This window comes from Curtobacterium sp. Csp1, assembly GCF_013347185.1.
The window spans coordinates 3,768,461-3,794,240 of the sequence record NZ_CP054594.1 but is presented as its reverse complement, the minus strand read 5'-3'; the positions used below and the strand labels follow the sequence as shown (position 1 = coordinate 3,794,240).

The window sequence follows — 25,780 nt, the reverse complement described above, 5'->3', positions numbered from 1 at the left end:
GCTCGCGCCGGGTCGCAGCACCACCCGCCGCAGTCGACGGAGCACGCGCTTCACGGTCCGCACCGGCGTGCCGAGGACGAGCGCGACGACGCCGATCGCCGTCCGGTCGGCCGACCCGAGGGCGTTCTTCCGCTCCCACGCCCGACGCAGCGCACCGCCGGCACCATGAGCTCCTCGGCGCGGTCGGCCCAGTCGTCCTCCGCGGGCGGGTGGAAGTGGTTGTCGTGCAGCCACTCGGGTCGGACGGTCCCGAAGCGTCCCTCGACGAGGTCGACGGCGTCGCCCTCGAGCCCGCTGTCCACGAACACCTCGTTGATGAGCGCGCGCGAGACCCCGAAGTCCGTCAGCGTCAACGCCGGGACGCCCCGGGCGACGGCCTCGAGGACCGCCGTCGAACTGATCGTCACGAGTGCCACCGCCCGGTCGAGGTGCTGCGCCATCGGACCGCTCTCGACCACGAGGTTCGCGGGCCGGTCGGCGGGCAGCAGCTCCGGGTAGGGCCACTGCTCCCGGTGCGTCTGGTGCTCCCCGGCCGCCGCACGGACCTTGACGACGACTCGCCACTCCGGGTGGCGCCGGGCGGTCTCGACGAGCCAGCCCACGACGCGCCGGCGGTCCTCGAGGTCCGCGGGCACGCTCGGCTGCGCCGCGAACACGACCGCGTCCCTGCCCCGCTCGTCGCCCCGTCCGCCCGCCCGCTCGTCCCCGAGCCCGCCCTGCCCCCGCGAGCGGGCGAAGGGCAACGTCGCGAGGGCGAACGCGGGTTCGATCCCGCCCGCTGACGCGAGGGCACGGTAGGCGCGGACCTCGCGGTGGCTGTGCAGCACGAACACGTCGGCCCGCGCGCGGAAGAAGACGCCCTTCCACTTCGCCGGGTACGAGATGCCGGGCAGCCCCGTCAGGAGCACCGGCCGCCGCGGGACCCGACGGACGACCTCGTCGACCAGGAGCTCCGCCACCGGGCCGATGCACGCCACCAGGACCGCGTCCGGCGGGTCCGCTCGCAGCCGGTCGACGAGGGCGTCGACCCCGAGGGGCGCCGGCGGTGCCGCTGCGAGGTGCCCGAGTCGGCCGTCCAGACCCCGGAACGCGGACCGGAGCTGCGCAGGGCTCGCCGACCTCGGGGTGTCGACGACGAGCAGCTCCAGCTGCCAGTGCGCGGGAGCGTCGGCGAGCAGGTGGGCGCCCCACTTCGCGAACGAGTCGGTGTCGACCAGGCCGACCACGCGTCGGACGCGGGGTCGGGTGGCGGACGGGAGGCGCGCCTCCAGTCCGTCGGTCGGCTCGCGACGTCCGTCGCTCACGCGCGCGCCCCGCTCACCGGTCCCGCTGGCTCACGCGCCGACGCGGCGGAGCTTGGCCATCGGTGCCTGCTCGCCCGCCGGCGGAATCGGCACTGCGCGCGCGCCCCGCTCACCGGTCCCGCTGGCTCACGCGCCGACGCGGCGGAGCTTGGCCATCGGTGCCTGCTCGCCCGCCGGCGGAATCGGCACTGCATCCGCTCACGCGCCGACGCGGCGGAGCTTGGCCATCGGTGCCTGCTCGCCCGGGAAGATCCTCTTGATCCCGTCGCCGAGTGCGGTCTCGATGATCCGGACGTCGCGGGCGAGCGTCTGCAGGCCGTGCGGCTCGAGCGAGGCGGCGTGGTCGGAGCCCCACATCGTGCGGTCGAGCGTGATGTGGCGCTCGACGGCCGTGGCGCCGAGCGCGACCGCGGCGAGGGAGATCTGCAGCCCCGGTTCGTGCCCGGAGTACCCGACCGGCACCCCGGCGTAGCGACCGGCGAGGGTGTCGATCATGCGGAGGTTGGCCTCCTCGGCGGGGAGCGGGTAGGTCGACGTCGCGTGCATGAGGACCAGTCGCTCGGTGCCGAGGGCCTCGACGGCGCGGTCGATCTGCTCGAGCGTCGACATCCCGGTCGACAGGATGACCGGCTTGCCCGTCGCCGCCACGGCCGCGAGGAGCCCGAGGTCCGTCACCGAGGCCGAGGCGATCTTGTACGCCACGACGTTCAGGTCCTCGAGGAAGGCGACGCTCGGCTCGTCCCACGGCGACGCGAACCAGTCGAGGCCGCGGAGGGTCGCGTGGTCACCGATCTCGATGTACTGCTCGCGGTCGAACTCGACGCGGTGGCGGTACTCCAGGTAGGTCATCTCACCCCACGGGGTGCTGCGCGGCATCTGCTTCATGTGCTCGGGCGTCGAGATCGCCGGGGTGCGCTTCTGGAACTTGACGGCCTGCAGCCCGGCGTCCGCTGCGACGTCGATGAGCCGCTTCGCGATGTCGACGTCGCCGTTGTGGTTCAGGCCGATCTCGCCGATCAGGTACGCGGGGTGGCCGGCGCCGATGGTGGACGTGCCGATGGAGACGGTCATGGGGTTCCGTTCTGTTGGTGCGGGTGCGGGTGCGGGTTCGGGATCCGGTCGGTCGTGGCTGCGAGGGGCCAGCGGGCGGTTCCGGACGCGGCTGCAGGCCTCGTCGTCTGGCGATCTGCGTGCGGGTTCGCCGGGTGTCCGGCCGCTCGGTCGAGGGTGTGAGCGAGCGAGGACGCCAGGGCCAGGTCGGCCGGGTCGTCGACGTCGATCGCGCCCCGGGGATCCACGACCGCGAGCTCGACCCGACCGAAGAAGCGGTGTCGGTGCTCCCGGAGGCCCCTCGTGCGCAGGACGTAGAAGGCGCCGGTCTCGCGGTACTCGGGTTCCCGGTCCTGGCGGCGCGGTCGGATGGCGGCGTCGTGGTTGACCGCGACCGCCCGCCCCTGAGCGTCCGTGCGCCAGAGGAACGCGTGTGAGGGAGCTGCGGCGAACACCACGTCCGCGTGGTCGTCGAGCACGCGGCGGACCGCGGCGTCCAGGTCGACCGGGTCGATGAACGGCGAGGTGGCCTGCAGGAAGACGAGGACCTCTGGGTCGCGGGGCTGGTCGTGCTGGTCCTGCTGGTCTGCGTTGCTCAACGTCGCGAGGGGGTCGAGGGCGTCGAGGGCGTGGAGCAGCGCCGACTCCGAGGTCGCCTCGTCGCCGGAGAGCTCGTCCGGGCGGCGGATGACCCGGGCACCGGCGGCGGTGGCCTCGGCGGCGATGGCGTCCCCGTCCGTCGACACCACCACGGTTTCGATGGTCTCCGTGCGGAGCGCTGCCTCGACGGCACGGCGGACGAGCGACCTCCCCCCGACGGGCCGCAGGTTCTTCCCGGGGATGCCCTTCGAACCGGCGCGGGCGGGCACGACGGCCACGACGGTTCCGCTAGAGCGCATGCACCGGACGGTACGGCGGCGCGGTGTCCCTGAGACGAACGACAGGGAGACGGCCGGGGAACCCTCCGCGTCGCGGGCGCGGGCGCGGGGATCGCGAGCGGGCGGTATGTGTCCGAGAGGCCGTGCGGGACGAGCGAGTTCCGCCCGCTCGGTGCGACGGCTGACAGATGCCGGGTGGGAGAGCGCGAGCGGGCGGAACGTGCGCGGGTGACCGCATGGGGCGAGCCGCTTCCGCCCGCTCGGTGCGCGGGATGGCGGGCGCAGCGTCGGGGGAGCGCGAGCGGGCGGAACCAGTGGCCGTCCGCGCACTGGGGCCGCAGCTTCCGCCCGCTCGGTCCCGGGCCGGAGCGGGAAGTGCCGGGGGATGGCGGGCGCAGCGCCGGGGCAGCGCGAGCGGGCGGAACGTGCGCAGTCGACCGCGCAGGGCGAGCCGCTTCCGCCCGCTCGCCGCGGGGTTAGGGTCGGGGGATGCTCGATGCCGACGACGTCCTCGTCCCGGAGCCCCGCCGTGTCCTGGTCGCCGGGACGACGGGCGTCGGCAAGACCACGACCGCCGGACGCATCGGACGCGCGCTCGGCATCCGGCACACCGAGATCGACTCGATCTACCACGGGCCGGACTGGACGCCGCGGGAGTCCTTCCTCGAGGAGGTCGCGGCGTACACCAGCGAGCCGACCTGGGTGACCGAGTGGCAGTACACGCTCGCCCGGGACATGCTCGCCGCCCGCGCGGACACCCTCGTCTGGATCGACCTCCCCGTCCCGGTCGCCCTGTGGCGGCTCGTGCGACGGACCCTCCGACGACGACTCCGGCGCACACCCCTGTGGAACGGGAACATCGAGCCGCCGCTGTGGACGTTCTTCACCGACCCGGGCCACATCGTCCGGTGGGGGATCCGCGTGCGCCACGAGAGTCGGAAGCGGGTGCCCGCACTCGTCCACACCGCCCCGCACCTGCGGATCGTGCACCTCCGGACGCAGCGCGAGGTCGACCGGTTCGTGCAGCACCTCGCGGAGCGCCGAGGCTAGAATCGACGCCGTCCGCCTCCGTAGCTCAGTGGATAGAGCAGGTGGTTTCTACCCACCGTGCCGCGGGTTCGATTCCTGCCGGGGGCACCGACGACGAGAGGCCGCCATCCGTCGGGATGGCGGCCTCTCGCTGCGGACCGATGGTGGGCTTCAGTCCTCGTCGTCAGCGGCGCGGCGTCGGAGCTCACTCGCGCTGATCGGCTGCGTGTAGGGCGACTCGTCCGTCTCGTCCGAGTCCGTCGGCTCGGCCGGGGCATCGGCGACGCGCGTCGGGATCGAGGTGGTGTTCGTCGTGGACGTCCCGTAGCCCGATGCGGTCGCGCGGTTCACGTGCGCGTCGGCTGCGGTGGGGGAGGCGATGGGCGGAGCCGAGGCCGGACGGACGTCGTCGGACAGGTCCCCGGCGCGGTCGTCGGCGCGATCGTCGACCGCGTCGTCGTCCGAGCGGTCGACCGAGGCCGCCGGTCGCTGCGGCACGTCGTTGCGCGACGCGACGGGCGAACCGAGTGCGGGGCGGATCGGAGCACCGTCGAGCGGGGTGGTCTCACCCTCGCCGTAGGCACGCGTGGTGTTCGCGCCCTCGCTACCGGAACGCGCGGACCACGGCGCGGAGGTCGCTGCCGGTGCCGCTGCGGAAGCGGGTGCCGGTGCCTGAGCGGCGGACGAGGCGACGGGCGCGGCGGGGGAGGGCATGCCTCCAGGCTGCTGGGGTGCCGGTCGCAGACCGGTCGTCGTCGGGGTCGGACGCTCGGCGGCCGGCGCCGGTGCGGACGGCCGGTCCTGCTCGCGGCGGTCCTGCTGGTCCGCGCTCCAGTCCTGCTGGCGGGCGATCAGCTCGGCGTCGGGATCCGGCGAGTCGAACTTCCAGCGCTCGAGGTCGGCCTTGAAGAGCTTCTTGGCGCGGTTCGGACGGGCCTGCCACTCGAGCATCCGGTCGCGGAACTCGGCGAGGGACTGGTCGGCCTGGAAGCTGAACGTCGACGAGTTCTTCTTGATGTCGGCGATCTCGTGTTGCGCCCAGTTCGCCGCGAGGGGCGCACCGCTCACGGGGAGCAGCCGCAGTCGGATGTCGGCGTCCTCGGCGAGGTGGTCGGCGTACGACCGCTCATCGTGCCCGAGGGAACCCCACGTCGCCGCCTTGCGTGCCGCGGAGACGACACCAGCGACGGCCGCGTTCCGGCTCTCGCGCTCCTGCATCGCGACGACGCGCTTCGTCGCACCGCGGCCGATCAGCGCGGCGATGATGCCGGCCACGACGATGGCCACGAAGGGGATGATCGCGCCGGACAGCACACGCCACCCGTTGTCGGACGACGTCCAGTCGGTCAGCTCGTTCCACCAGTCCATGGGCGAACCCTACGCACGGAACAGCCCGGTCACGGGGAGGTGGCGCGGCGTTCCGTCGCTTCCGCTCAACCCCACCGAAGGCAGTCCACGGCGTCGTCGGCGGACCACACGTTCGGCAGCTCGACGAAGCGTCGTTCGGTCGCGACGTAGCGGCGTGCGCGGTACGCCGTCCCGCCGGCGACGTCCACCCGGTCGACGTAGCCGACGACCTCGCCGTTGGCGCGGGTGACGCGGCTCAGGTCGTCGCGGACGTCGAGCACCCGGAGGTCGCCGCGGCTGCGCGCGACGGGCGCGGTGCGGATGCGGAACGCGGGTTCGGTGGTGCGCTGCACGTGGTGCCTCCTGGTGGTCGGTCGCGGTGTGTGCGGGGAACGCTACGGACCGCCACCGACAGCCGCGCCGCGCCCGAGTTCCCTGGGGAACACTTCGGGCCCGGTGCGGGTTGTGGAGGAGGCAACCCGGATCGCGGCTCCCTCTGAGCCCAGGAAGGTAGGTTCCCCCCATGACGACGTTCGTGCTCGCAGGTGGATGTTTCTGGTGTCTCGACGCCGTGTACCGCACGCTCCAGGGCGTGCAGGACGTGGTCTCGGGCTACGTCGGCGGCGCGACGGAGAACCCGTCGTACGAGGCCGTCTGCACCGGTGCGACCGGCCACGCCGAGGCGGTCGCGGTGACGTTCGACGAGTCGGTCATCCCCGCCGACGTCATCCTCGACGTCTTCTTCACGCTCCACGACCCGCGCCAGCTGAACCGGCAGGGCGCCGACGTCGGCACCCAGTACCGCTCGGCCATGTTCCCGGCGGACGACGAGCAGCGCGCGCTGTTCGAGCAGGCGATCCAGCGTGCATCGGACATCTGGGACGGTGGCATCGTCACGACGCTCGAGCCGCTGGGTACCTTCTACCGTGCGGAGGAGTACCACCAGGACTTCTTCGCGAAGAACCCCGGGCAGGGCTACTGCATGGCGGTCGCACTGCCCAAGGTGAACAAGGTCCGCAAGGCCTACAGTCAGTACATCCTGGCGTCCTGAGACACGGGCGTCGGGGCCACGAGGAGGTGGTCGAACGATGATGGACAACACCGGGACCTGGGTGGCGGTCGGACCGGCCGGCGCGGTGGGCAGCATCCACCGCGCCTCGGACGGGTTCCACGTCGAGCTCTACGGACGATCGGGATCCGGCGGGGGCACGTACCCGTCGCTGGCGTCCGCGAAGGGTGCGGTGCACGCGGCCCTCGGTCCGCTCGCGGACCGGCCGGAGTTCCGAGCGCACTGATCCAGTCGGGGCATCGGTCCGGCGCATGGTCGCGACGGGCCGGCCTGGAGGCACGGGGAAACTCGTCCTCCACAACCCACCTCTGCAGATGATCGGTCCACAGGGCGAGCCCCGGGGCGCTTCCGCGCCCCGGGGCTCGCGCACGATCGAGGCATGAACGACACCATCACCGTCTGCGGGATCATCGCCACCGAGCCCCGCCACCTCGTCACCGACACCGGCATCGCCATCACGAGCATGCGGCTCGCGTCCCCGTCCCGCCGGTGGGACCGCTCGACCTCCACGTGGACCAACGGCGCCACGAACTGGTACACGGTCACCGCGTTCCGCTCCCTCGCGGCGAACGTCCACAAGTCCCTGAAGAAGGGCGACCGCGTCGTCGTGACGGGCCGCGTCCGCATCCGGACGTGGGAACGCGACGGCCGGGGTGGCACCTCGGTCGAGATCGACGCCGAGGGACTCGGCCACGACCTCGCGTGGGGCATCAGCAACTGGATCCGCGTGCCGCGGCACGCGAACGAGCACAGTGCGGCTCCGGGGACGTCGCCGACGATCGACCCGCAGACCGGAGAGGTCCACGGCGCCGACGACGGTGCCGGGACCGACGGGGCGCTCGCCGACGGCGGGCCCGTCCAGCGGGACGACCTGCCGGAGCCCGCCGAGGCAGCACGGCACACGGAGGTCGCGCTCGAGGGGCAGTTCGCACCGCCGGCGGTGCTGCCCGCTGACCTGGGCACCGGAGCCGACACGGCCGACAGCGCGGACCCCGACGACGTCGACGCAGCGGGGCGGGCAGCGGCGTGACCTGCGGGAGCGCCGACATCCGGGGGCGCCGACGCGGCGGGGTGTCAGTAGACTGGGCGCGATATGGCTGAGTACATCTACCAGATGGTCCGCGCCCGCAAGTCGGTCGGCGACAAGCTGATCCTCGACGACGTCACGATGTCGTTCCTCCCCGGCGCCAAGATCGGCGTCGTGGGGCCGAACGGTGCGGGCAAGTCGACGATCCTCAAGATCATGGCGGGTCTCGACCAGCCGTCCAACGGCGAGGCGAAGCTGACCCCGGGCTTCACCGTCGGCATCCTCATGCAGGAGCCCGAGCTCGACGAGTCGAAGACCGTCCTCGAGAACGTGCAAGAGGGCGTGGGCGAGATCCACGGCAAGATCACGCGCTTCAACGAGATCTCCGCGCTGATGGCGGAGCCGGACGCCGACTTCGACGCGCTCCTCGCCGAGATGGGCACCCTGCAGGAGGAGATCGACGCCGCCGACGCGTGGGACCTCGACTCCCAGCTCGAGCAGGCCATGGCCGCGCTCCAGTGCCCCCCGGGGGACGAGCTGGTCACGCACCTGTCCGGCGGTGAGAAGCGCCGCGTCGCGCTCTGCAAGCTCCTGCTGCAGAAGCCCGACCTGCTCCTCCTCGACGAGCCCACCAACCACCTCGACGCCGAGTCCGTGCTCTGGCTCGAGCAGCACCTGCAGCAGTACCACGGTGCCGTCCTGGCCGTGACCCACGACCGGTACTTCCTCGACCACGTCGCGCAGTGGATCGCCGAGGTCGACCGCGGACGCCTGTACCCGTACGAGGGCAACTACTCGACCTACCTCGAGAAGAAGCGCGCTCGTCTCGAGGTCCAGGGCAAGAAGGACGCCAAGCTCGCGAAGCGTCTGTCCTCGGAGCTCGACTGGGTCCGGAGCAACCAGAAGGGCCGCCAGGCGAAGTCCAAGGCCCGCCTCGCCCGCTACGAGGAGATGGTGTCCGAGGCCGAGCGCACGCGGAAGCTCGACTTCGAGGAGATCGTCATCCCCGTTGGCCCGCGTCTGGGTTCGCAGGTCATCGACGCCGAGAAGCTGCACAAGCAGTTCGGTGAGCGCGTCATCATCGACGACCTGTCGTTCACGCTGCCCCGCAACGGCATCGTCGGCGTGATCGGCCCGAACGGCGTCGGCAAGACCACGCTGTTCAAGACGATCGTCGGTCTCGAGCCGCTCGACGCCGGCACGCTGAAGATCGGAGAGACGGTCGACATCTCGTACGTCGACCAGAGCCGCGGTGGCATCGACCCGAACAAGAACCTGTGGGAGGTCGTGTCCGACGGACTCGACTACATCCAGGTGGGCAAGACCGAGATCCCGTCCCGCGCCTACGTGTCGCAGTTCGGCTTCAAGGGGCCGGACCAGCAGAAGAAGGCCGGCGTGCTGTCGGGTGGTGAGCGCAACCGTCTGAACCTCGCGCTCACGCTCAAGCAGGGCGGCAACCTCCTGCTCCTCGACGAGCCGACCAACGACCTCGACGTCGAGACCCTCGGCAGCCTCGAGAACGCCCTGCTCGAGTACCCGGGCTGCGCCGTCGTGATCACCCACGACCGCTGGTTCCTCGACCGGATCGCGACCCACATCCTCGCGTGGGAGGGCCTGAACGAGGACGGCACGCCGAACTGGTACTGGTTCGAGGGCAACTTCGAGGCCTACGAGGGGAACAAGGTCGAGCGCCTCGGTGCCGACGCCGCGAAGCCGGGCCGCGCGACCTACCGCAAGCTCACGCGCGACTGACCCGTGGCGAGACTGCACGCTCCGATCCGCATGCGGTGGAGCGACATCGACGCGTACGGTCACGTCAACAACTCCGCGATGCTGCGCCTCCTGGAAGAGGCGCGCATCGTGGGGTTCTGGGGGCACGACCCCGCGGACGCGAACGGCGATGGTGACCTGCCCGACCCGATCATCGACGGACGCCCGGGATCGGGCACGATGACGGTGATCGCGGCGCAGCGCCTCGAGTACCTCGCGTCGATCCCGTACCTGCGCCGACCGCTGGACGTGCAGATGTGGATCGGGCGGATCGGCGGCGCGAGCATCGACGTGTCGTACGAGGTCTGGTCGCCCGTCGGCGTCGAGCCCGCCGTCCTGTACACCCGTGCCACCACGGCGCTGGTGATGGTCGACGCCGCGACGAACCGGCCGCGACGCCTGACCGCCGTCGAGCGTGCCGCGTGTGAGCAGTTCGCCGAGCCGCCGGTCGAGTTCTCCCGGCCCTGACCCGGCCGACCCCGGCTGGGCCGAGCCCGGCCCTGACCCGGCCGACCCCGGCTGGGCCGAGCCGGGCCCTGACCCGGCCGACCCCGGCTGGGCCGAGCCCGGCCCTGACCCGGCCGACCCCGGCTGGGCCGAGCCCGGCCCAGATGCGGACCTGCGCCTCCGCACAACCGGGAGCACAGCGCACCATGACGATCCGCGGCGCGGTGCGCTTCCGGTTGTGCGAGCGCACACTGCACCGCGGAACGGCACGGCACGCAGCTCGAAGTGCAGCCCTCACCGCGGGACGCGCATCATCCCCTCCTGCGCCACCGACGCCAGCAGCCGCCCGTCCCGCGCGAACATCCGGCCGAATGCGAGCCCCCGCCCACCCTGCGCACTCGGGGACTCCTGCACGTACAGCACCCAGTCATCGGCGCGACCGTCCCGGTGCCACCACATCGCGTGGTCCAGGCTCGCGCTCTTCACCCCCGGCGTTCCCCAGGCCACCCCGTGCCGCCGCATGATCGGCTCCAGGATCGACATGTCGCTCGCGTACCCCAAGACCGCACGGTGCAGGGCAGGATCGGCCGGCAGCGCTCCTTCCACGCGGAACCACACCGCCTGGTGCGGCACCTGCTCGCCCTGCACGTCGACGAAGACCGGGCCCTCGACGTGCCGCAGGTCGATGGAGCGCTCGGCCCAGGCCTGTGCGACGGGGTGGTCGATCGCGGACAGGATCGACGCCGCGGACGGCAGCGACTCCGGCTCGGGGACGTCGACGGGGAACGGGTCCTGGTGTTCGACGCCCTCGTCGGGGCGTTGGAACGAGGCGATCATCGAGAAGATCGGCACGCCCCGCTGGTACGCCTGCACGCGTCGGGTCGCGAAGGACCGGCCGTCGTGGATGCGCTCCACCCCGAAGGTGATCGGGACGGCGATGTCGCCAGGGCGCAGGAAGTAGCCGTGCATCGAGTGGATGTCACGGCCCTCGATCGTGGCCTGCGCGGCGACGATGCACTGCGCCAGGACCTGCCCGCCGAAGACCCGCCCGCCGGGGGACCAGTGGCTCGCCCCGGTCAGGATCGTCTCGCCCGTGCTCGCGCCGGTGTCCTGGAGGCGCAGGGTGCTGAGGAAGTCGGGTTCGCCGTTCACACCCGCAGTCTACGAACCGGCCCCCGGTAGGATCGGACCCGACATGGGCACCTCGTTCACGCTTCCCGACGCCGCCTCGCTCGGCGACCTCCGCACCTACCTCGGACGCGCTGCCCGCATCGAGGACGGGTCCGTCCGGCTCGTCGCCGACTCGGGCGTCCTCGCGGTGTACACGGCGATCCTCTACCCGCTCGGCCTGCTCGACGAGCTGCCGACGGTGCTCGGCCTCCGCACGTTCTCGCTCACCGAGCCCGCGACGATCGACGCCGTGGTGCCGCTCGCGTCCCTGCAGGAACGTCTCCGCTTGCTCGCCGAGCACCACGACGCCGAACGCGCCGACGGAGCCGACCCGACCCGGGCGACCCCGATCGAGGTCGAGCTCCCGCACGAGGTGCACACCGTCACCTGGGCGGCGATCAGCCCCCCTCGCGGTGGGTGGGTGCCCCTGCCGGACGTCTCGCCGGAACTCCTCCGCCGTGCCGCTCGCGACGGCATCGCCGAGGTCGCGGACGCCGTCCCGGCGAGTGCGGGCGAGGCGATCGTGCGCCGCATCCGGTCCGAGGTGTGGGGCCGTCCGGTGCCCGGGATCGAGCACCTGCCGGCCGGCGCGGGTTTCGCGGGGGAGAGCCTCGGGTTCCTCGGGCACGACCCCGTCCGGCTGTTCGAGACCGGACCGTGGAGCCGGCTCACGACGTCGCGCGGGCACGTCCTCGTGAAGCGCCGCGCCTGGTCCCTCAGCATCTGACCCCGAACCGAAGCCGCCCAGCGTTGATCGACGACGACCGACCGGCCGACGACGCCGCCGCGACCGCCTGCCTGAGCGGACCAGACCGCCACGTCCACCCCGCACCATGACACGCGTGGTTGGGTGACGGCATGCAGGTCTTCCTCACCGGTGCGTCCGGCTACATCGGCTCCTCCGTCCTCCGCGCCCTCGTCGCCCACGGGCACGAGGTCACGGCCCTCGTCCGCTCCGACCAGAAGGCGCAGGCCGTCCGGGACGCGGGCGGCCACGCGATCGTCGGCGACGTCACGGACACCGACGTCGTCCGCCGGCTCGCCCACGAGTCCGACGCGGTCGTGCACACGGCCTCGGCCGCGGACGTCGACCCGGACTTCACGGAGACCGTGGCCGAGGCCCTCGCGGGGACCCCGAAGCCGTTCGTGCACACGGGCGGGATCTTCACGTTCGGGAACTCGACGGACATCTCGGAGCAGTCGCCGGTGGACCCGCCGGCCCTCACCGCGTGGCGCGCCCCGATCGAGGCACGCGTGCGGGCGAGCGCCGCGCGGACGACGATCGTCGCGCCCGGCATCGTCTACGGCCGCGGCGCCGGCATCCCGGCGATGTTCGTCGGCGACGGCGAGCACGAGGTCCGCCTGGTCGGCGACGGCTCCCAGCGCTGGACGACGGTGCACATCGACGACCTCGGCGAGCTGTACGTGCTCGCGGTGCACGCCGCCGAGCAGGACGGCTACGTGGTGGCTGCGTCCGGCGACAACCCGACGCTGCGCGAGGTGGCCGAGGCGGGCGCGCACGGCTCACCGGTCGTCGCGGAGAGCGTCGACGCGTCGCGCGAGCGCCTGGGGGCCGACTTCGCGGACGCCCTGCTGCTGCACCAGGAGGCCTCGGGCGCGCACGCGCGCGCCGACCTCGGCTGGCACCCCACGCGGCCGACCCTGGTCGAGGACCTGGCCGACGGGTCCTACGTCCGGTAGTCCGCACCGCTCCGAGCGGGGGAGCAGACGGACGGGAGGATCGTGGCGGGCCCGCCACGATCCTCCCGTCCGTCTGCTGGTCGCGTCGCCGACGCGAGCCGGTCCGCGGTCAGTCGAACGTGTTCGTCATCGCGTGGGCGGCACGGTCGAGGTAGGCCCAGAGCTCGGCTTCGTCGAGGGGCGCGAGGTCGAGCGACTCCACCGCGTCGTGCATGTGGTGCAGCCAGCGCTCGCGGGCCTCGGGCGTGATGCGGAACGGGTTGTGCCGCATCCGCAGCCGCGGGTGCCCGCGCTCCTCGCTGTAGGTGCCGGGGCCGCCCCAGTACTGCTGCAGGAAGGCCGACAGGCGCCAGATCGCACCCTCGAGGTCGTCCGCTGGGTACATCGGCCAGATCACGTCGTCCTGCTGGACGCCCTCGTAGAACCGCCGGACCAGCCGGTCGAACGTCGGCGCGCCGCCGATCCGCTCGTAGAGCGAACCGGTCGCCGACGCCCCGTGCTCGCCGACGCGCAGCGTGATCGGTTGCGCCGGGACGCCACCGGGGCCCGAGCCGGGGCCGGGGATCGGATCGTTCACTGGTGGTCCTTCCCGGGATCCTGGTCGCGGTCCTGGTCGTCCGTGCGGATCGCCCGTCCGAACAGGTTGCCACGCTTGCCCCCTCGGGACTTCGTCGGTGCCGGCGTCGGCTGGGTCCGGACCGAGCGCAGACCGTTGATCGAGGTGGCGTTCTCCCAGCCCTCCGGCATGATCATCGCCATCGCCGGCAGGGTCACCCCGAGCTCGTCGACGGCGCGCTTCAGGCGGACCCGGAGCTCGCGACCGACGACGTCGAGCTCGGACGCGCGGGTCTTCACGACGAGGCGGAACACCATGCCCGCGTCGCTGATCGACTGCATGCCCCAGATCTCCGGCTTCTCGACGATCCGCTGGCGCCACCGGGGCTCCTGCGACATCGTGACGGCGGCACGGAGCAGCGCGTCCTGGACGGCGTCGATGTCCGTGTCGTACGGCACGGTGATGTCGACGAGCACGCGCGACCAGCCCTGCGAGAGGTTCCCGACCCGCAGGATCTGCCCGTTCGGGACGAACCACAGGATGCCGTTGACGTCGCGGATCTGCATGACGCGGAGCCCGACGTTCTCGACGACGCCGGTCGCGGGCCCGGTGTCGACGACGTCGCCGACGCCCGCCTGGTCCTCGAGGATCATGAAGACCCCGGACAGCAGGTCCTTGACGATGCTCTGGGCACCGACCGCCAGGCCCGCGGCGATGAGCGAGGCGCCGCCGACGATGCCGACCGCGGCGTTCGGCAGCACGAGCGGGATGATCACCGCGAGGGCGATGAGCACGACGACGACCGTCGCCAGGTTCTCGAGCACGCTGCCCAGCGTGCGGGTCCGCTGCACGACGCGGGCGGTCTGGACGGGGGAGGCGACGAGCGCCTGGGTGTCCTCCACGTTCTGGCGGCGCTTGGCCCCGGTGACGACCCGCTCGACCACGCCCTTGATCGTGTGGCGGAGGACGAGCCGGACGATGACCGCCGCGAGGAGCGTGATGACGATGACGATCGGCACGTGCCAGGTGTCGACGAACTGGGTGAAGGTGTTCGACATCCACTTGGGGACGTCGTCGGTCGAGGTCGCAGCCAGGTTCATGATCCGATCGATGCTAGAGGGCGGGGCCTCGGCGACCCCTGAGGATCACCGAGGCCCCGCCCGTGCGTGGTCGTCCGACGCAGGTCAGGCGTCGGCCGCCTGGACGCGCAGCGCGCGCTCGGTACCGGCGACGTTCTCCGACACGATGCGGCGGAGGGCCGGGGTCTCCGGGTGCGCCGCGAGCCAGGCGTGCGCGGCGTCACGGAGCTCGACGGACGCGAGCGGTGCCGGGTAGAGCCCCGTCACGATCGTGTCGGCCATGTGGTAGCTGCGCTCGGCCCAGATGCGGGTGAGGACGTCGAAGTACCCCGACACCAGTCCCTCGAGCACGACCGGGCTGTTCGTGTGCTGGAACCCGACCGTCGTCTGCCGCACGATGGCGTTCGGCAGCTCGTCCGAGTCGACCAGCGACGAGAACGCCGCGAGCTTGCCCTCGGCCGTCGGGATGGTCGCACGGGCGCGGGCCGCGGCCTGCTCGCCCGACGCGGTCTTGTCCGCGGCGAGCTCGGCGTCCACCTCGGCGTCGCCGGCGGCGCCCGCGAGCACCAGCCCCTCGAGGAGCTCCCAGCGCAGGTCGGTGTCGATCTCGAGCCCCGGGAGCGTGACCGAACCGTCACGAAGGCCCTGCAGCGTCACCACGTGCTCCGGCGTCGAGGCGATCTGCGCGAAGAACTTCACGAACTGGAACTGCGCATCCGACCCGGCGGCCGCGGCGCTGGCGAGCTGCCAGAGCGTGTCGCCGACGGTGCGGACGGTGGCCTCGACCTTGGCCGGCGCGACGTAGTTGCGGGCCGAGAGCAGGAGCTGCGACAGCGTGGTGCGGATGGTCGTCGACTCGGTCTCGGTCGCGATGTTGCCGAGCACGAGCCGGACGTAGTCGCTCGCGGGGGACTCGGCGTCGCGCGTCGCGTCCCACATCGCGCCCCAGACGATCGACCGGGCGAGGGGGTTCGCGATCGCGGCGAGGTGCTCGATCGCGGTGCGGCGGGACTGCTCGTCGAGGCGGATCTTGGCGTACGCCAGGTCGTCGTCGTTGAGCAGCACGAGGTCGCCGCGGTGCACGCCGACGAGCTCGGGGACCTCGGTCCGGGCGCCGTCCACGTCGATCTCGACGCGGTGGGTGCGCTCGAGCTTGCCGCCCGAGGACGCGGTGTCCGCGCCGAACGGGGCGGTCTCGTCGGCGACGAACCCGTAGACGCCGATCGCCAGGCGGTGCGGGCGGAGCGTCGGGTGGTCGGCCGGTGCCTCCTGCAGGACGGCGAAGGACGTGATCACGCCGGACTCGTCGACCTGGATCTCCGGACGGAGCGTGTTCACGCCGGCGGTCTCGAGCCACAGCTTCGACCACTCGGACAGGTCGCGGCCGCTGGTCGCCTCGAGCTCGACGAGCAGGTCGCGCAGCTCGGTGTTGCCGTGGTGGTGCTTCTTGAAGTACGCCGAGACGCCCGCGAAGAACGCGTCGATGCCGACCCACGCCACGAGCTGCTTGAGGACCGAGCCGCCCTTGGCGTACGTGATGCCGTCGAAGTTGACCTGGACGTCCTCGAGGTCGTTGATCGTCGCGACGATCGGGTGCGTCGAGGGGAGCTGGTCCTGGCGGTACGCCCAGGACTTCTCCATCGCCTGGAAGGTCGTCCACGCCTCGGTCCACTCGGTGGCCTCGGCCGTGGCGATGGTGGACGCCCACTCCGCGAACGACTCGTTCAGCCAGAGGTCGTTCCACCACTTCATCGTGACGAGGTCGCCGAACCACATGTGCGCGAGCTCGTGCAGGATCGTGACGACCCGGCGCTCCTTGATGGCGTCGGTGACCTTCGAGCGGAACACGTAGGTCTCGGTGAAGGTGACAGCACCGGCGTTCTCCATCGCGCCGGCGTTGAACTCGGGCACGAAGAGCTGGTCGTACTTCTCGAAGGGGTAGGCGACGTCGAACTTCTCCTCGAAGTACGCGAAGCCCTTCTTCGTGGTCTCGAACACGTACTCGGGGTCGAGGTACTCGGCCAGCGAGCGACGCGCGAAGACACCGAGCGGGATGGTCCGGCCGTCACGGCTGGTCAGCTCGTCGCGCACGACCTCGTACGGGCCGGCGACGAGCGCGGTGATGTAGCTCGAGATGCGGGCCGTCGGGGGGAACGCCCACGTTGCGACCTCGCCGTCGACGTGCGGCTCCGGGGTCGGGGCGTTCGAGACGACCTGCCAGCGCGCCGGGGCGGTCACGGTGAAGGAGAACTCGGCCTTGAGGTCGGGCTGCTCGAACACCGCGAACATGCGACGGGAGTCCGGCACCTCGAACTGGGAGTACAGGTACACCTCGTCGTCCACCGGGTCGACGAAGCGGTGGAGCCCCTCGCCGGTGTTCGTGTAGAGCGCGTCGGCGACGACGACCAGCTCGTTCTGCTCCTGCAGCCCGTCGAGCTGGATCCGCACGCCGTCGTTCACGGCGGCGACGTCGAGCGCGGTGCCGTTCAGCTCGACCGAGTGCACGGTCTTCGTGATGGCGTCGATGAACGTGGCGGCGCCGGGCGTCGCGGTGAACCGGACCCGCGTCGTGCTGCCGAACGTCTCGGCGCCGCGGGTCAGGTCGAGCTCGACGTCGTACGTCTGCACGTCGACGATCGCGGCACGTTCCTGGGCTTCGGTTCTGGTGAGGTTCTCTCCGGGCACGGACGCTCCAACTTCGCTGACGGCGCGGACGATCGATGTCCGCGGTGAGGGGGTCCCGGCACGGCGTCGTGCGCCGTCGGGACGATGGGATCAGCCTAGCGAGCGCGCGTACGCTCGCATCGTGACCGAGACGACTGTGGACAAGACCGAGACGACCCCCACCGCTGTGGAGTTCTGGTTCGACCCGAACTGCCCGTGGGCCTGGATGACGAGCCGCTGGGTCGGCGAGGTCGCCCGGCACCGCGACCTCGACGTGACATGGAAGGTGATGAGCCTGTTCGTCCTCAACGAGGACCAGGACATCCCCGACGACTACCGGGAGCGGATCCACGAGGGGCAGCTCTACCCGCGCATCGTCACCGCCGCGAAGCTCCGGCACGGGCAGGAGATCGTCAAGCCGCTGTACGACGCGCTCGGCGAGCACGTCCACCACCGCCAGGAGTCGGTCCCCGAGCAGGTCGTCCCCGCGGTGCTCCGCGAGCTCGACCTCGAGGCGGACCTGCTCGAGTACGCCTGGACCGACGAGGTCGACCAGGCCGTCCGTGCGAGCCACCAGGAGGGCATCGACCGGGTCGGCCAGGACGTCGGCACCCCGGTGATCGCCGTCGAGGGCACCGCGTTCTTCGGTCCGGTGATCTCCCCGGCGCCGACGGGGCAGGAAGCCCTGGACCTGTGGGACGGCGTCGTCGCCGTCGCGAAGTACCCCGGCTTCTTCGAGCTCAAGCGCTCGCGCACCGTCGGCCCGATCTTCGACACCGTCGAGTAGCAACCGAGCCCGCGACCGCGGACCGGACGGGAGGCGCGGTGCGGGCCCGCCACGCGCCTCCCGTCCTCCGGTGCGCCGCTCAGTCGAGCGGCAACCGCATCAGGGTCAGGTCGAGCCACCGGTCGAACTTCCGCCCGACCTCGGGCAGGACGCCCACGGTGGTGAACCCGAGCCGCTCGTGCAGGGCGATCGACCCGACGTTCGACGAGCAGATGCCCGCCATCAGCACGTGCACCCCCGCGGCGCGGGCGTGGTCGACGAGCGCGTCCATCAGGACCGTCGCGACGCCCCGCCCGCGGAACGCCGGCACCACGTAGACGCTGTGCTCGGCGGTGTGCCGGTACCCCTGGTGCGGCCGGAACGCGCTGTAGGTCGCGTAGCCGGCCACGACGCCGTCGACCTCGGCGACGAGCACCGGCAGCCCTGCGCCACGGCGGTCGGCGAGCCAGCCGTCGAACCACGGACGCGGGTGCGGCTCGTCCTGCCAGATCGCGGTCGAGTGCAGGACGGCGTCGACGTGCAGTGCGTGGACGACGTCGAGGTCCCGCGGCTCGCAGTCCCGCACCGTGACCGGAGCGGTGGAGCCCGTCGCATATGCTGTCGTCATGTCTCAGATCGTAGACGACGCCGCGGCGCTCGAGGAACCCGGCGACACGACGGGCGCCGAGCACCCGGACGACGCCGCGCAGCGTCGACTCGGTGACCGGCTGCAGCGCCTGCGGACCGAGCGGAAGTGGAGCCTCACCGAGCTCGCCGAGGAGTCCGGCGTCTCCCGCGCCATGATCAACCGCGTCGAACGCGGGGTCTCGAGCCCGACCGCGACGATCCTCGGACGGCTGTCCGGCGCGTTCGGGCTCACGGTCTCCCAGCTCCTCGACGAGTCCCTCGAGCACGACGTCCCGCGCACGGCCGACCCCGACGCCGCGCGGGGCGTGCAGCGCGGTGCGACCGCCGACTCGTGGACCGACCCGGAGACGGGGTACCGCCGGCGCCCGGTGTCGAGCGCCGCGTTCCCCGCCGACGTCACCGAGGTCCGCCTGCCGCCCGCACAGCAGGTGGCGTACCCGGCGAGCGCCTACGCCTTCCTCCGGCACTGCATCTGGGTCGTCGACGGCGTGCTCGAGGTCGTCGCGGGCGGCGAGGTCACCCGCCTCGGCGCAGGGGACCGGATCGAGCTCGGCGAGCCGGCGGACGTGGTCTACCGGAACCCCGGCGAGGACACCGTCCGGTACGTCGTCGTGGTGGTCCGGGCGGCGTAGGGCGGTCGTCCCGCGGGAATAGGATCGGTCACATGCGCATCCACCTCGGAACGGACCACGCCGGCCTCGAGTTCACCAAGACCCTCGCCCAGCACCTGACGGAGGCCGGGCACGAGGTCGTCGACCACGGACCGACCGAGTACGACGCGCTCGACGACTACCCCTCGTTCTGCATCAACGCCGCGCACGCCGTCGTGCGGGACCAGCGTGCGGGCGTCCAGGCCCTCGGTGTCGTGTTCGGCGGCTCGGGGAACGGCGAGCAGATCGCCGCGAACAAGGTCGAGGGCGTCCGGGCCGCGCTCGTGTGGAACGAGTCCACCGCGCTGCTCGCCCGCCAGCACAACGACGCCAACGTCATCTCGATCGGCGCCCGCCAGCACACCGAGGACGAGGCCATGCGCTTCGTCGACCTGTTCGTCGCGGAGCCCTTCTCCGGCGAGGAGCGCCACGCCCGCCGCATCGCCCAGCTGGCGGAGTACGAGACGACGGGGCACATCGCCGGTCGGCAGATCGACGAGTAGCCCGGGTAGACAGGACCGATGCCAGAGGGTCACTCCGTCCACCGCATCGCGAACCAGTTCTCCCGGCACTTCGTCGGAAAGCGCTGCGAGGTGTCGAGTCCGCAGGGCCGCTTCGCCGCCGGGGCCGCCCAGCTCGACGGCAAGAAGATGGTGGCTGCGCGGGCCGTCGCGAAGCAGATGTTCCTGGAGTTCGAGGACGACCTGTTCCTCCGCGTGCACCTGGGCCTGTACGGCGCGTGGGACTTCGCGGGCCTGATCTCCTCCGCCGAGGCGCTGTCCGAGGACGGCGACGGCGAGGAGTCGCTCGCGTCGATCGGCGCCCCGCGGCTCGCCCGGTACCGGATGGCCGAGCAGGAGAAGGCCGAGGACCCGATCGAGTCGTTCCCGCCGGACCCGGTGGGCCAGGTGCGGGTGCGGATCCTCACCGAGGACACCGTCGCCGACCTCCGTGGCCCGACCGCCTGCGTCGTCGAGGACCCCGCCGGCGTGCAGAAGGCGCTCGACAAGCTCGGTCCCGACCCGATCAACGACGACGGCCCGGAGGCCGAGCGGACCTTCGTCGAGAACGTCCGGAAGCGGAACGTCGCGATCGGGCAGCTCCTGATGGACCAGTCGGTCGTCGCGGGCATCGGCAACATCTACCGCGCCGAGCTGCTGTTCCGGCAGCGCATCGACCCGTACAAGCCGGGGAAGAAGATCACCGTCAAGCAGGCGAAGGCGCTGTGGCAGGACTGGTCGAAGCTCCTGCACGCGGGCGTCCGGGACGGCCTCATGCTCACGATGGACGACCTGTCCGAGGCCGATCACAAGAAGGCCGTCCGGTCGCGGAAGGACCGCCACTGGGTGTACCACCGCGAGGGCGAGCCCTGTCGGGTGTGCGGGACCGAGATCCGGATGGCGGACATGGCCGGCCGCAAGCTCTACTGGTGCCCGAAGGACCAGAAGTAGCGCGTCACGCCGAGCGGTGCGTGAACCGCCCCGCGATCGCGGTCGCCAGCACCGGCATCGACCGGAGCAGGTCCGACGTTTCGGTCGTCGCCACCGCGAGCGGGTCGGCGGGCAGCAGCACCAGGTCCGCGACGTCGCCGACCGCGACCGAGACCCGGCCGTCCGTCGACCCCCGCCACGCGGCGAGCGCCGACATCCGCTGCTCCGGGTGCCACGGCTCCCGACCACCGCGGTCGCGCCCGACGGCCGCCGCCATCCCGACCCACGGGTCGAGCGGCGCGACGGGGGCGTCCGAGCCGAGCCGCAGCGTCGCCCCGGCCCGCTCGAGCGCCGCGAACGGGAACGCCCGGTCGGTGACGCCCGCCCAGTGCCGGTCCGCGATGTCCCGGTCGTCCATCGCGTGCTCGGGCTGCACGGACGCGACCACGCCGAGCCGCGCGAACCGCTCGAGGTCGGTTCCGTCGAGGAGCTGCGCGTGCTCGATCGACCCGCGCGTGCCGACCGCCTCGAACACGTCGAGCGCGAGGGTGTTCGCCCGGTCGCCGATCGCGTGCACGGCGGGGACGAGCCCGGCGTCGACCGCGCAGCGGACCATGGCCACGAGGTCGTCGAACCCGTAGGCCAGCACCCCCTCGCCGTCGGCGGTCGCGGCCGTGCGCGTGCCGAGCGACCCGTCGGTGATGACCTTGAACGGCCCCATGGTGAGCAGGCCGCGGGTGCCGGGGACGACGTCGCCGGTCCGCAGGCCCCTCGCGACCACGTCGTCGAGCTCGTCCGGGTACACCCCGGACGCGACGCGCAGGCCGTCCGTCCCGGCGTGCACCCGCCGGGTCCAGCGGTCGAGTCCGAACCGCATCTCCAGGTCGACGATGCGCGTCACGCCGCGGGCCGCGGCCGCCTCGACGGCGTCCGTGACGTAGCCGTCGAGGACCGCGTCGGGGACGCGGGAGAGCGCGGCCGTCACGTCGAACGCGTCCTGCTCGCGCAGCACCCCGTCGTCGCCCGCCACGAGCGGGCGGCCCACCTCGGCGGAGAGCCGCTCGAGGGCGAGCGCGTTGCACCAGACGGCGTGCAGGTCGCCGCTGATGACGACGGCCGGGAGGCGCGGTGCGGCCCGGTCGAGCAGCTCGCGTCGCGCAGGGCGGGGCCAGAGGCCGTCCCGGTAGCCGTGCCCGACGAGCACCCCGTCGACGGGACCGGTGCGCAGGACCTCGGCGAGCAGGTCGGCGGTCGCCTCCGCGGAGGCGCAGCCGGACACGTCGACGCGTCGCCGGACGAGGGCCCACTGGTCGAAGTGCACGTGGTGGTCGACGAGGCCCGGACCGAGCCAGGCGCCGCCGGTCTGGACGACGTCGGTGTCGGGGCCGGCCGCGTCGAGCGTGCCGGCCGGCGCGACCGCGGTGACCCGCCCGTCGACGATCCGGACGTCGGCGGGGGTGCCCGAGGTGCCCACCCGTCGGACGGTGCGGAGCAGGAGGTCGGTCACTGTGCCTCCAGTCCGTCCGCGCGCTCCGCGTGCACCCGGTCCATCTCGTCGGCGAGCGCCGGCGACGCGTACGGGCCGTCCCCGCGGAGTTCCTCGACGATCCGGGCGACCACGTCCGGCGCCTTGTTCTGCGAGAGCTTGGCGCGGGCATCGAAGCGGGTGACCCGGATCCGGACCCCGACCGTGCCCTGCGCGACCCGCCGGGCGGTGTCCGGGTCGACGTCGAGCGAGACCGGCTCGGGCATCACCCGTTCGAAGTGGTCGACGAGCTCGCCGAGCACGCGGAAGTTCTCGTCGTCGGACAGGATCTCCGGCGTGCCCCACAGGTGCGCGGTCACGTGGTTCCAGGTCGGGACGAACTGCTCCGGCGGGTACCAACCGGGGGAGACGTAGCCGTGCGGGCCCTGGAACACGACGAGGACCTCGTGCTGGCCGAGCTCGTGCGCGACCTCGTCCGGACGGCCGACGTGCGTCACGAGCACGATCGCGTCCGGGTCGTCGTCGGGCCCCGGCGTCTCGAGCAGCACGGGGTAGTGCGAGGCGACCGTGCCCGCCGCGGTGTGCGACACGATCGTCGCCCACGGGTGCTCGGCGACTACGCGCTTGACCTCGTCGACGTCGGTCATCAGGAACCGGGGTGTGTGCCGCATCCGACGAGCGTGGCACATGCCAGGCTGGTCGGCATGGAGAAGCGCGCCGCGTACGAGTCCGTCCTGCCCTACGTCCGCGAGTGGATCGGGTACAAGGTGTGGCAGCTCCGGCTCCCCGGGGTGCAGGTCGCCGTCGGGTTCGAGGGCGAGGAGCTGTTCGCCGGGGCGTGGGGGTACGCCGACGTCGAGGCCGGTCGTCGCCTGACCACGACGGACCGGTTCCGCATCGCGTCGCACTCGAAGACGTTCACCGCCACCGCCCTGCTGCAGCTCGCCGACGCGGGCGCGCTCCGGCTCGACGACACCGTCGGCTCGTTCGTACCGGCCCTGGTCGACGCGGGCTCACCGATCGCCGGCGCGACGGTGCGCGAGCTCATGGAGATGGGCGGCGGTGTCGTCCGGGACGGCGCCGACGGCGACCACTGGGCACTCGCGCACCCGTTCCCGGACGCCGAGCAGCTCGTCGCGCTCGTCGTCGAGGGCGGCGCGAAGGTGCCGGTCGGCTCGGCGTTCAACTACTCGAACCTCGGCTACGGCCTGCTCGGGCTCGTGGTCGAGGCCGTCACCGGGACCTCGTACGCCGAGCACGTCCGCGCGGCGATCACCGAGCCGCTCGGCCTCGCCCACACCGGTCCGGAGTTCGACCCCGCCCACGAGGACGCGTTCGTCGTCGGCTACACCGGCCTGCACACCGCCCGCACCCGCACGCGCGTCCCGCACGTGACGACCGGGGCGCTCGCCGCGGCCACCGGGTTCCACGGCACCGCGTCCGACCTGGTCCGGTACTTCTCCGCCCACGTCCCCGGCCGGGGCGACCTGCTCTCCGACCACGCGAAGCGGCTCGCGCAGCGGAAGGCGTGGAGCGCGCTCGACACCGATCCGGCCGCCCGCGGCTACGGTGCCGGCTTCATCGTCGACCGGATCAACGGGCGCGAGGTCCGCGGTCACTCCGGCGGCTTCCCCGGCCAGATCACCCAGTCGGTGTTCGACCCGGCGTCGTCCCTCGTCGTCTCCGTGCTGACGAGCAGTGCGACCGGTCCCGCCGGGATGCTCGCGAACGGGATCGTGCACCTGCTCGACGCCGCCGCGGACGAGCACGCCGCGGGGCCGGCACTGCCCGACGACGTCGACACCTCCCGCTACGTCGGACGCTTCACGACGTTCGAGGGCATCACCGACTTCGCCCGCGTCGGCGACCGGCTGCTGGCCATCGACCCGACGCAGCCCGTGCCGACCGAGTCCCCGGTCCGCCTCGACGTCGTCGACGCCGACACGCTGCGCATGGCCGCCGGCAACCGCTTCGGGTCGATCGATGAGCTCGTGACGTTCACGCGCGACGAGTCGGGTGCGGTCGTGTCGGTGCGCGGCGACAGCGGAATGACCCACCGCCCGTGGTCCGTCCCCGAGGAGACCCCCGAGGTCGCCGCCGCGCTCGTCTGAGACCCGCGGCCGGACCGGGGAGGGGGGGACAACCCCACCACGGGTCCGGGAGACGGCAGGATGGGACGGGAGCCCTCGGTCCGCGAGGCTCGAGTCATGACCGACACCGCCCGCCTCGACCAGGCCGACACCGTCCCGCTCGACGACACCGCACCGCAGGGAGCGACCAAGCCCATGCCCGGACAGCCACAGTCAGCACCCGCCGGGTGGTCGGCGACGCCGGCGGTGGGGCAGCCGGGCGGCGGTGGCGGCTCGGGGATGTCCGCCGGCGCGTTCTACCGGGACGCGTGGCGACGCCTGCCGCGGGACTTCGGCTACATGGCGCTCACGGCGGTGCTGCTCTGCACGCTCTACGCGGCCTTCCCGGCGGCGATCCTGGGCGGCGGATTCCGGGACCTGTTCAACCCGTTCGTGCTCCTGATGTTCTTCGTCGCGCTGTTCGTCGCCCGCTGGGTCGGCCAGTTCGAGAAGCTCCGCATCGGCTGGGCCGACCCGCGGCCGATCCGCCCGGTCGACTGGACCCCGCGCTGGCAGCAGAACTGGTGGACCCGCACGGGTTCCGCGGTCGCCAACCCGCACTACTGGCTGTACCTGCTGCACGCGGTCGTCGTGTACCCGCTCGCGGCGCTCTGCACGGTCGGCGCCGGCGCGCTCCTGGTCGTCGGGTTCACGTGGCCGATCGCGGTCGGTGGCATCGCGCTCCTCAACCGGGTCGCCGCTGACTACTACAGCGGGCTCGGCGGCGCTCCGGTGCTCCTCCTCGGCCTGCTCGGACTCGTGTCGATGGCGGCGTCCGTGGTGCTGTTCCCGCTCTGGGCGCGCGGCTCGGTCCTCGCGCACTACTGGATCGACCTCGGCCTGCTCGGCGGGTTCCGCGCCGAGCAGCTCGAGCAGCGCGTCGCCGGGCTGCAGGCCTCCCGCGCCGGAGCGGTCACGGCCGAGGGGCAGGCGCTCCGGCAGATCGAGCGCGACCTGCACGACGGCCCGCAGCAGCGCCTCGTCCGGCTCCGCATGGACCTCGCGGCCGCCGAGCGTGCGATGGACCGCGACCCGGAGCAGGCCAAGCGGCTGATCGGCGAGGCCGGCGAGCACGCGAAGGACGCCCTCGACGAGCTGCGCGCCCTGTCCCGTGGCTTCGCGCCGCCGATCCTGCTCGACCGCGGGCTCGTCGCCGCGCTCGAGGCCCTGGTCGCCCGCACGCCGATCCCGGTCGGGCTCGACGTCCGCCTGCCCGAGGGACTCGAGCTCGCGACGGAGATCCAGCGCAACGTGTACTTCACGGTGAGCGAGCTCCTGACGAACACGACGAAGCACGCGGGCGCCTCGACCGCCGGCGTGTACCTCGGGCTGATCGTCGACGCGTCCGGCCTCTGGTACCTCACGGTCAGCGTCACCGACGACGGCCGCGGGGGAGCCCGCCCGCAGGAGGGCCACGGGCTCGAGGGGCTGGTCGGCCGCATGCGCGCCCTGGACGGCGAGCTCATCGTGAACAGCCCCGACGGCGGTCCGACCGAGGCCACCGCACGGATCCCGCTCGGCGCGCTGAACGGCGTCCCGACCGTCCGCCGGTGACCGGCGGGGAGCGGGGACGCTCCCAC

26 protein-coding genes and 1 tRNA gene are annotated in these 25,780 nt (G+C 72.5%); 15 read left to right on the top strand and 12 right to left on the bottom strand.

Annotation, left to right across the window (positions count from 1 at the left end; translation table 11 throughout):
* Nucleotides 1–50: 50 nt before the first annotated feature.
* From HUN58_RS18230 to HUN58_RS18220, 3 genes are all read right to left on the bottom strand, one after another.
* Nucleotides 51–1,304, bottom strand: coding sequence for a DUF6716 putative glycosyltransferase (locus HUN58_RS18230; RefSeq protein ID WP_208745635.1), 1,254 nt, complete (start codon nt 1,302–1,304; stop codon nt 51–53).
* 198 nt (nt 1,305–1,502) lie between these two features.
* Nucleotides 1,503–2,375 carry an N-acetylneuraminate synthase family protein gene (locus HUN58_RS18225; RefSeq protein ID WP_180225530.1) on the bottom strand — a complete coding sequence of 291 codons (873 nt, stop codon included), beginning with the start codon at nt 2,373–2,375 and terminating at the stop codon, nt 1,503–1,505.
* Entirely contained in the window at nt 2,372–3,253 is an 882-nt protein-coding gene (locus tag HUN58_RS18220; protein ID WP_114849031.1) for an NTP transferase domain-containing protein, read from the bottom strand. The genes HUN58_RS18225 and HUN58_RS18220 overlap by 4 nt, the downstream gene beginning before the upstream one ends.
* Before the next feature lie 468 nt (nt 3,254–3,721).
* On the opposite strand from HUN58_RS18220, the gene HUN58_RS18215 reads away from it, so the two are divergent.
* Nucleotides 3,722–4,282, top strand: a complete 561-nt coding sequence (locus HUN58_RS18215) for an AAA family ATPase (RefSeq protein ID WP_180225529.1) — start codon at nt 3,722–3,724, stop codon at nt 4,280–4,282.
* Between the two features lie 14 nt (nt 4,283–4,296).
* Nucleotides 4,297–4,369 (top strand) — tRNA-Arg (locus HUN58_RS18210).
* A gap of 63 nt (nt 4,370–4,432) precedes the next feature.
* On the opposite strand, the gene HUN58_RS18205 is transcribed toward HUN58_RS18210, so the two are convergent.
* Together HUN58_RS18205 and HUN58_RS18200 are read right to left on the bottom strand one after the other, a co-directional pair.
* Complete coding sequence (locus HUN58_RS18205; protein WP_180225528.1) at nt 4,433–5,629, bottom strand: hypothetical protein; 1,197 nt, start codon at nt 5,627–5,629, stop codon at nt 4,433–4,435.
* Nucleotides 5,630–5,694: 65 nt separating this feature from the next.
* A complete protein-coding gene (locus HUN58_RS18200; RefSeq protein WP_058742563.1) occupies nt 5,695–5,961 on the bottom strand; it encodes a hypothetical protein in 267 nt (88 codons plus the stop codon).
* A 170-nt stretch (nt 5,962–6,131) separates the two neighbouring features.
* Between HUN58_RS18200 and msrA the strand changes: the two genes are divergently transcribed.
* From msrA to HUN58_RS18175, 5 genes are all read left to right on the top strand, one after another.
* Nucleotides 6,132–6,659, top strand: a complete 528-nt coding sequence (gene msrA / locus HUN58_RS18195) for a peptide-methionine (S)-S-oxide reductase MsrA (protein ID WP_114849034.1) — start codon at nt 6,132–6,134, stop codon at nt 6,657–6,659.
* 37 nt (nt 6,660–6,696) lie between these two features.
* The gene (locus HUN58_RS18190; protein WP_114849035.1) at nt 6,697–6,903 is read left to right on the top strand and encodes a methyltransferase; all 207 of its coding nucleotides are present in this window, start codon (nt 6,697–6,699) and stop codon (nt 6,901–6,903) included.
* 153 nt (nt 6,904–7,056) lie between these two features.
* On the top strand, nt 7,057–7,707 hold the full coding sequence (locus HUN58_RS18185; RefSeq protein WP_114849036.1) for a single-stranded DNA-binding protein: 651 nt from the start codon (nt 7,057–7,059) through the stop codon (nt 7,705–7,707).
* A gap of 63 nt (nt 7,708–7,770) precedes the next feature.
* Nucleotides 7,771–9,456, top strand: a complete 1,686-nt coding sequence (gene ettA / locus HUN58_RS18180) for an energy-dependent translational throttle protein EttA (RefSeq protein WP_180225527.1) — start codon at nt 7,771–7,773, stop codon at nt 9,454–9,456.
* Nucleotides 9,457–9,486: 30 nt separating this feature from the next.
* Complete coding sequence (locus tag HUN58_RS18175; protein WP_114849037.1) at nt 9,487–9,942, top strand: thioesterase family protein; 456 nt, start codon at nt 9,487–9,489, stop codon at nt 9,940–9,942.
* Between the two features lie 273 nt (nt 9,943–10,215).
* On the opposite strand, the gene HUN58_RS18170 is transcribed toward HUN58_RS18175, so the two are convergent.
* Nucleotides 10,216–11,073, bottom strand: coding sequence for an acyl-CoA thioesterase II (locus HUN58_RS18170; protein WP_180225526.1), 858 nt, complete (start codon nt 11,071–11,073; stop codon nt 10,216–10,218).
* A gap of 43 nt (nt 11,074–11,116) precedes the next feature.
* On the opposite strand from HUN58_RS18170, the gene HUN58_RS18165 reads away from it, so the two are divergent.
* Together HUN58_RS18165 and HUN58_RS18160 are read left to right on the top strand one after the other, a co-directional pair.
* On the top strand, nt 11,117–11,818 hold the full coding sequence (locus HUN58_RS18165) for a hypothetical protein (RefSeq protein ID WP_114849039.1): 702 nt from the start codon (nt 11,117–11,119) through the stop codon (nt 11,816–11,818).
* Nucleotides 11,819–11,949: 131 nt separating this feature from the next.
* Nucleotides 11,950–12,792, top strand: coding sequence for an NAD(P)H-binding protein (locus HUN58_RS18160; RefSeq protein ID WP_114849040.1), 843 nt, complete (start codon nt 11,950–11,952; stop codon nt 12,790–12,792).
* A gap of 109 nt (nt 12,793–12,901) precedes the next feature.
* On the opposite strand, the gene HUN58_RS18155 is transcribed toward HUN58_RS18160, so the two are convergent.
* The 3 genes from HUN58_RS18155 to pepN all read right to left on the bottom strand — a co-directional run bounded on the left by HUN58_RS18155 (nt 12,902) and on the right by pepN (nt 17,112).
* Nucleotides 12,902–13,312 (bottom strand): globin, encoded by a 411-nt coding sequence (locus HUN58_RS18155; RefSeq protein ID WP_204623834.1) that lies wholly within the window; start codon nt 13,310–13,312, stop codon nt 12,902–12,904.
* Nucleotides 13,313–13,365: 53 nt separating this feature from the next.
* Nucleotides 13,366–14,448, bottom strand: a complete 1,083-nt coding sequence (locus HUN58_RS18150) for a mechanosensitive ion channel family protein (RefSeq protein WP_114849041.1) — start codon at nt 14,446–14,448, stop codon at nt 13,366–13,368.
* Nucleotides 14,449–14,532: 84 nt separating this feature from the next.
* On the bottom strand, nt 14,533–17,112 hold the full coding sequence (gene pepN / locus HUN58_RS18145; protein ID WP_114849042.1) for an aminopeptidase N: 2,580 nt from the start codon (nt 17,110–17,112) through the stop codon (nt 14,533–14,535).
* Between the two features lie 136 nt (nt 17,113–17,248).
* Here pepN and HUN58_RS18140 point away from each other — a divergent pair, with 136 nt between their 5' ends.
* Nucleotides 17,249–17,878 carry a DsbA family protein gene (locus tag HUN58_RS18140; RefSeq protein WP_114849043.1) on the top strand — a complete coding sequence of 210 codons (630 nt, stop codon included), beginning with the start codon at nt 17,249–17,251 and terminating at the stop codon, nt 17,876–17,878.
* 79 nt (nt 17,879–17,957) lie between these two features.
* Here HUN58_RS18140 and HUN58_RS18135 read toward each other — a convergent pair whose 3' ends face one another.
* Nucleotides 17,958–18,485: a GNAT family N-acetyltransferase gene (locus tag HUN58_RS18135; RefSeq protein WP_114849044.1), complete on the bottom strand. Its 528-nt coding sequence runs from the start codon at nt 18,483–18,485 to the stop codon at nt 17,958–17,960.
* Here HUN58_RS18135 and HUN58_RS18130 point away from each other — a divergent pair.
* The 3 genes from HUN58_RS18130 to HUN58_RS18120 are packed head-to-tail and all read left to right on the top strand — an operon-like array spanning nt 18,484 to nt 20,606.
* Nucleotides 18,484–19,137 (top strand): helix-turn-helix domain-containing protein, encoded by a 654-nt coding sequence (locus tag HUN58_RS18130; protein ID WP_114849045.1) that lies wholly within the window; start codon nt 18,484–18,486, stop codon nt 19,135–19,137. The two genes, HUN58_RS18135 and HUN58_RS18130, sit on opposite strands and share 2 nt — an antisense overlap.
* A gap of 32 nt (nt 19,138–19,169) precedes the next feature.
* Nucleotides 19,170–19,658 (top strand): ribose-5-phosphate isomerase, encoded by a 489-nt coding sequence (locus tag HUN58_RS18125; RefSeq protein ID WP_058740432.1) that lies wholly within the window; start codon nt 19,170–19,172, stop codon nt 19,656–19,658.
* An 18-nt stretch (nt 19,659–19,676) separates the two neighbouring features.
* Nucleotides 19,677–20,606, top strand: coding sequence for an Fpg/Nei family DNA glycosylase (locus HUN58_RS18120; protein ID WP_114849046.1), 930 nt, complete (start codon nt 19,677–19,679; stop codon nt 20,604–20,606).
* Nucleotides 20,607–20,610: 4 nt separating this feature from the next.
* Here HUN58_RS18120 and HUN58_RS18115 read toward each other — a convergent pair whose 3' ends face one another.
* Nucleotides 20,611–22,092, bottom strand: coding sequence for an amidohydrolase (locus HUN58_RS18115; protein WP_180225525.1), 1,482 nt, complete (start codon nt 22,090–22,092; stop codon nt 20,611–20,613).
* Nucleotides 22,089–22,742: an FMN-binding negative transcriptional regulator gene (locus HUN58_RS18110; RefSeq protein WP_180225524.1), complete on the bottom strand. Its 654-nt coding sequence runs from the start codon at nt 22,740–22,742 to the stop codon at nt 22,089–22,091. Before HUN58_RS18110 ends, HUN58_RS18115 begins: the two co-directional genes overlap by 4 nt.
* Nucleotides 22,743–22,775: 33 nt before the next feature.
* Between HUN58_RS18110 and HUN58_RS18105 the strand changes: the two genes are divergently transcribed.
* Together HUN58_RS18105 and HUN58_RS18100 are read left to right on the top strand one after the other, a co-directional pair.
* Nucleotides 22,776–24,182, top strand: coding sequence for a serine hydrolase (locus HUN58_RS18105; RefSeq protein WP_141860696.1), 1,407 nt, complete (start codon nt 22,776–22,778; stop codon nt 24,180–24,182).
* Between the two features lie 96 nt (nt 24,183–24,278).
* A complete protein-coding gene (locus tag HUN58_RS18100; RefSeq protein WP_141860698.1) occupies nt 24,279–25,754 on the top strand; it encodes a sensor histidine kinase in 1,476 nt (491 codons plus the stop codon).
* Nucleotides 25,755–25,780 lie beyond the last annotated feature (26 nt).

Coding starts and splice junctions, on each gene's coding strand:
- HUN58_RS18225 (WP_180225530.1), bottom strand. CDS start 2,375: ATGACCGTCTCCATCGGCACGTCCACCATCGGCGCCGGCCACCCCGCG.
- HUN58_RS18220 (WP_114849031.1), bottom strand. CDS start 3,253: ATGCGCTCTAGCGGAACCGTCGTGGCCGTCGTGCCCGCCCGCGCCGGT.
- HUN58_RS18215 (WP_180225529.1), top strand. CDS start 3,722: ATGCTCGATGCCGACGACGTCCTCGTCCCGGAGCCCCGCCGTGTCCTG.
- HUN58_RS18205 (WP_180225528.1), bottom strand. CDS start 5,629: ATGGACTGGTGGAACGAGCTGACCGACTGGACGTCGTCCGACAACGGG.
- msrA (WP_114849034.1), top strand. CDS start 6,132: ATGACGACGTTCGTGCTCGCAGGTGGATGTTTCTGGTGTCTCGACGCC.
- HUN58_RS18190 (WP_114849035.1), top strand. CDS start 6,697: ATGATGGACAACACCGGGACCTGGGTGGCGGTCGGACCGGCCGGCGCG.
- HUN58_RS18185 (WP_114849036.1), top strand. CDS start 7,057: ATGAACGACACCATCACCGTCTGCGGGATCATCGCCACCGAGCCCCGC.
- ettA (WP_180225527.1), top strand. CDS start 7,771: ATGGCTGAGTACATCTACCAGATGGTCCGCGCCCGCAAGTCGGTCGGC.
- HUN58_RS18175 (WP_114849037.1), top strand. CDS start 9,487: ATGCGGTGGAGCGACATCGACGCGTACGGTCACGTCAACAACTCCGCG.
- HUN58_RS18165 (WP_114849039.1), top strand. CDS start 11,117: ATGGGCACCTCGTTCACGCTTCCCGACGCCGCCTCGCTCGGCGACCTC.
- HUN58_RS18160 (WP_114849040.1), top strand. CDS start 11,950: ATGCAGGTCTTCCTCACCGGTGCGTCCGGCTACATCGGCTCCTCCGTC.
- HUN58_RS18150 (WP_114849041.1), bottom strand. CDS start 14,448: ATGAACCTGGCTGCGACCTCGACCGACGACGTCCCCAAGTGGATGTCG.
- HUN58_RS18130 (WP_114849045.1), top strand. CDS start 18,484: ATGTCTCAGATCGTAGACGACGCCGCGGCGCTCGAGGAACCCGGCGAC.
- HUN58_RS18135 (WP_114849044.1), bottom strand. CDS start 18,485: ATGACGACAGCATATGCGACGGGCTCCACCGCTCCGGTCACGGTGCGG.
- HUN58_RS18125 (WP_058740432.1), top strand. CDS start 19,170: ATGCGCATCCACCTCGGAACGGACCACGCCGGCCTCGAGTTCACCAAG.
- HUN58_RS18120 (WP_114849046.1), top strand. CDS start 19,677: ATGCCAGAGGGTCACTCCGTCCACCGCATCGCGAACCAGTTCTCCCGG.
- HUN58_RS18110 (WP_180225524.1), bottom strand. CDS start 22,742: ATGCGGCACACACCCCGGTTCCTGATGACCGACGTCGACGAGGTCAAG.
- HUN58_RS18105 (WP_141860696.1), top strand. CDS start 22,776: ATGGAGAAGCGCGCCGCGTACGAGTCCGTCCTGCCCTACGTCCGCGAG.
- HUN58_RS18100 (WP_141860698.1), top strand. CDS start 24,279: ATGACCGACACCGCCCGCCTCGACCAGGCCGACACCGTCCCGCTCGAC.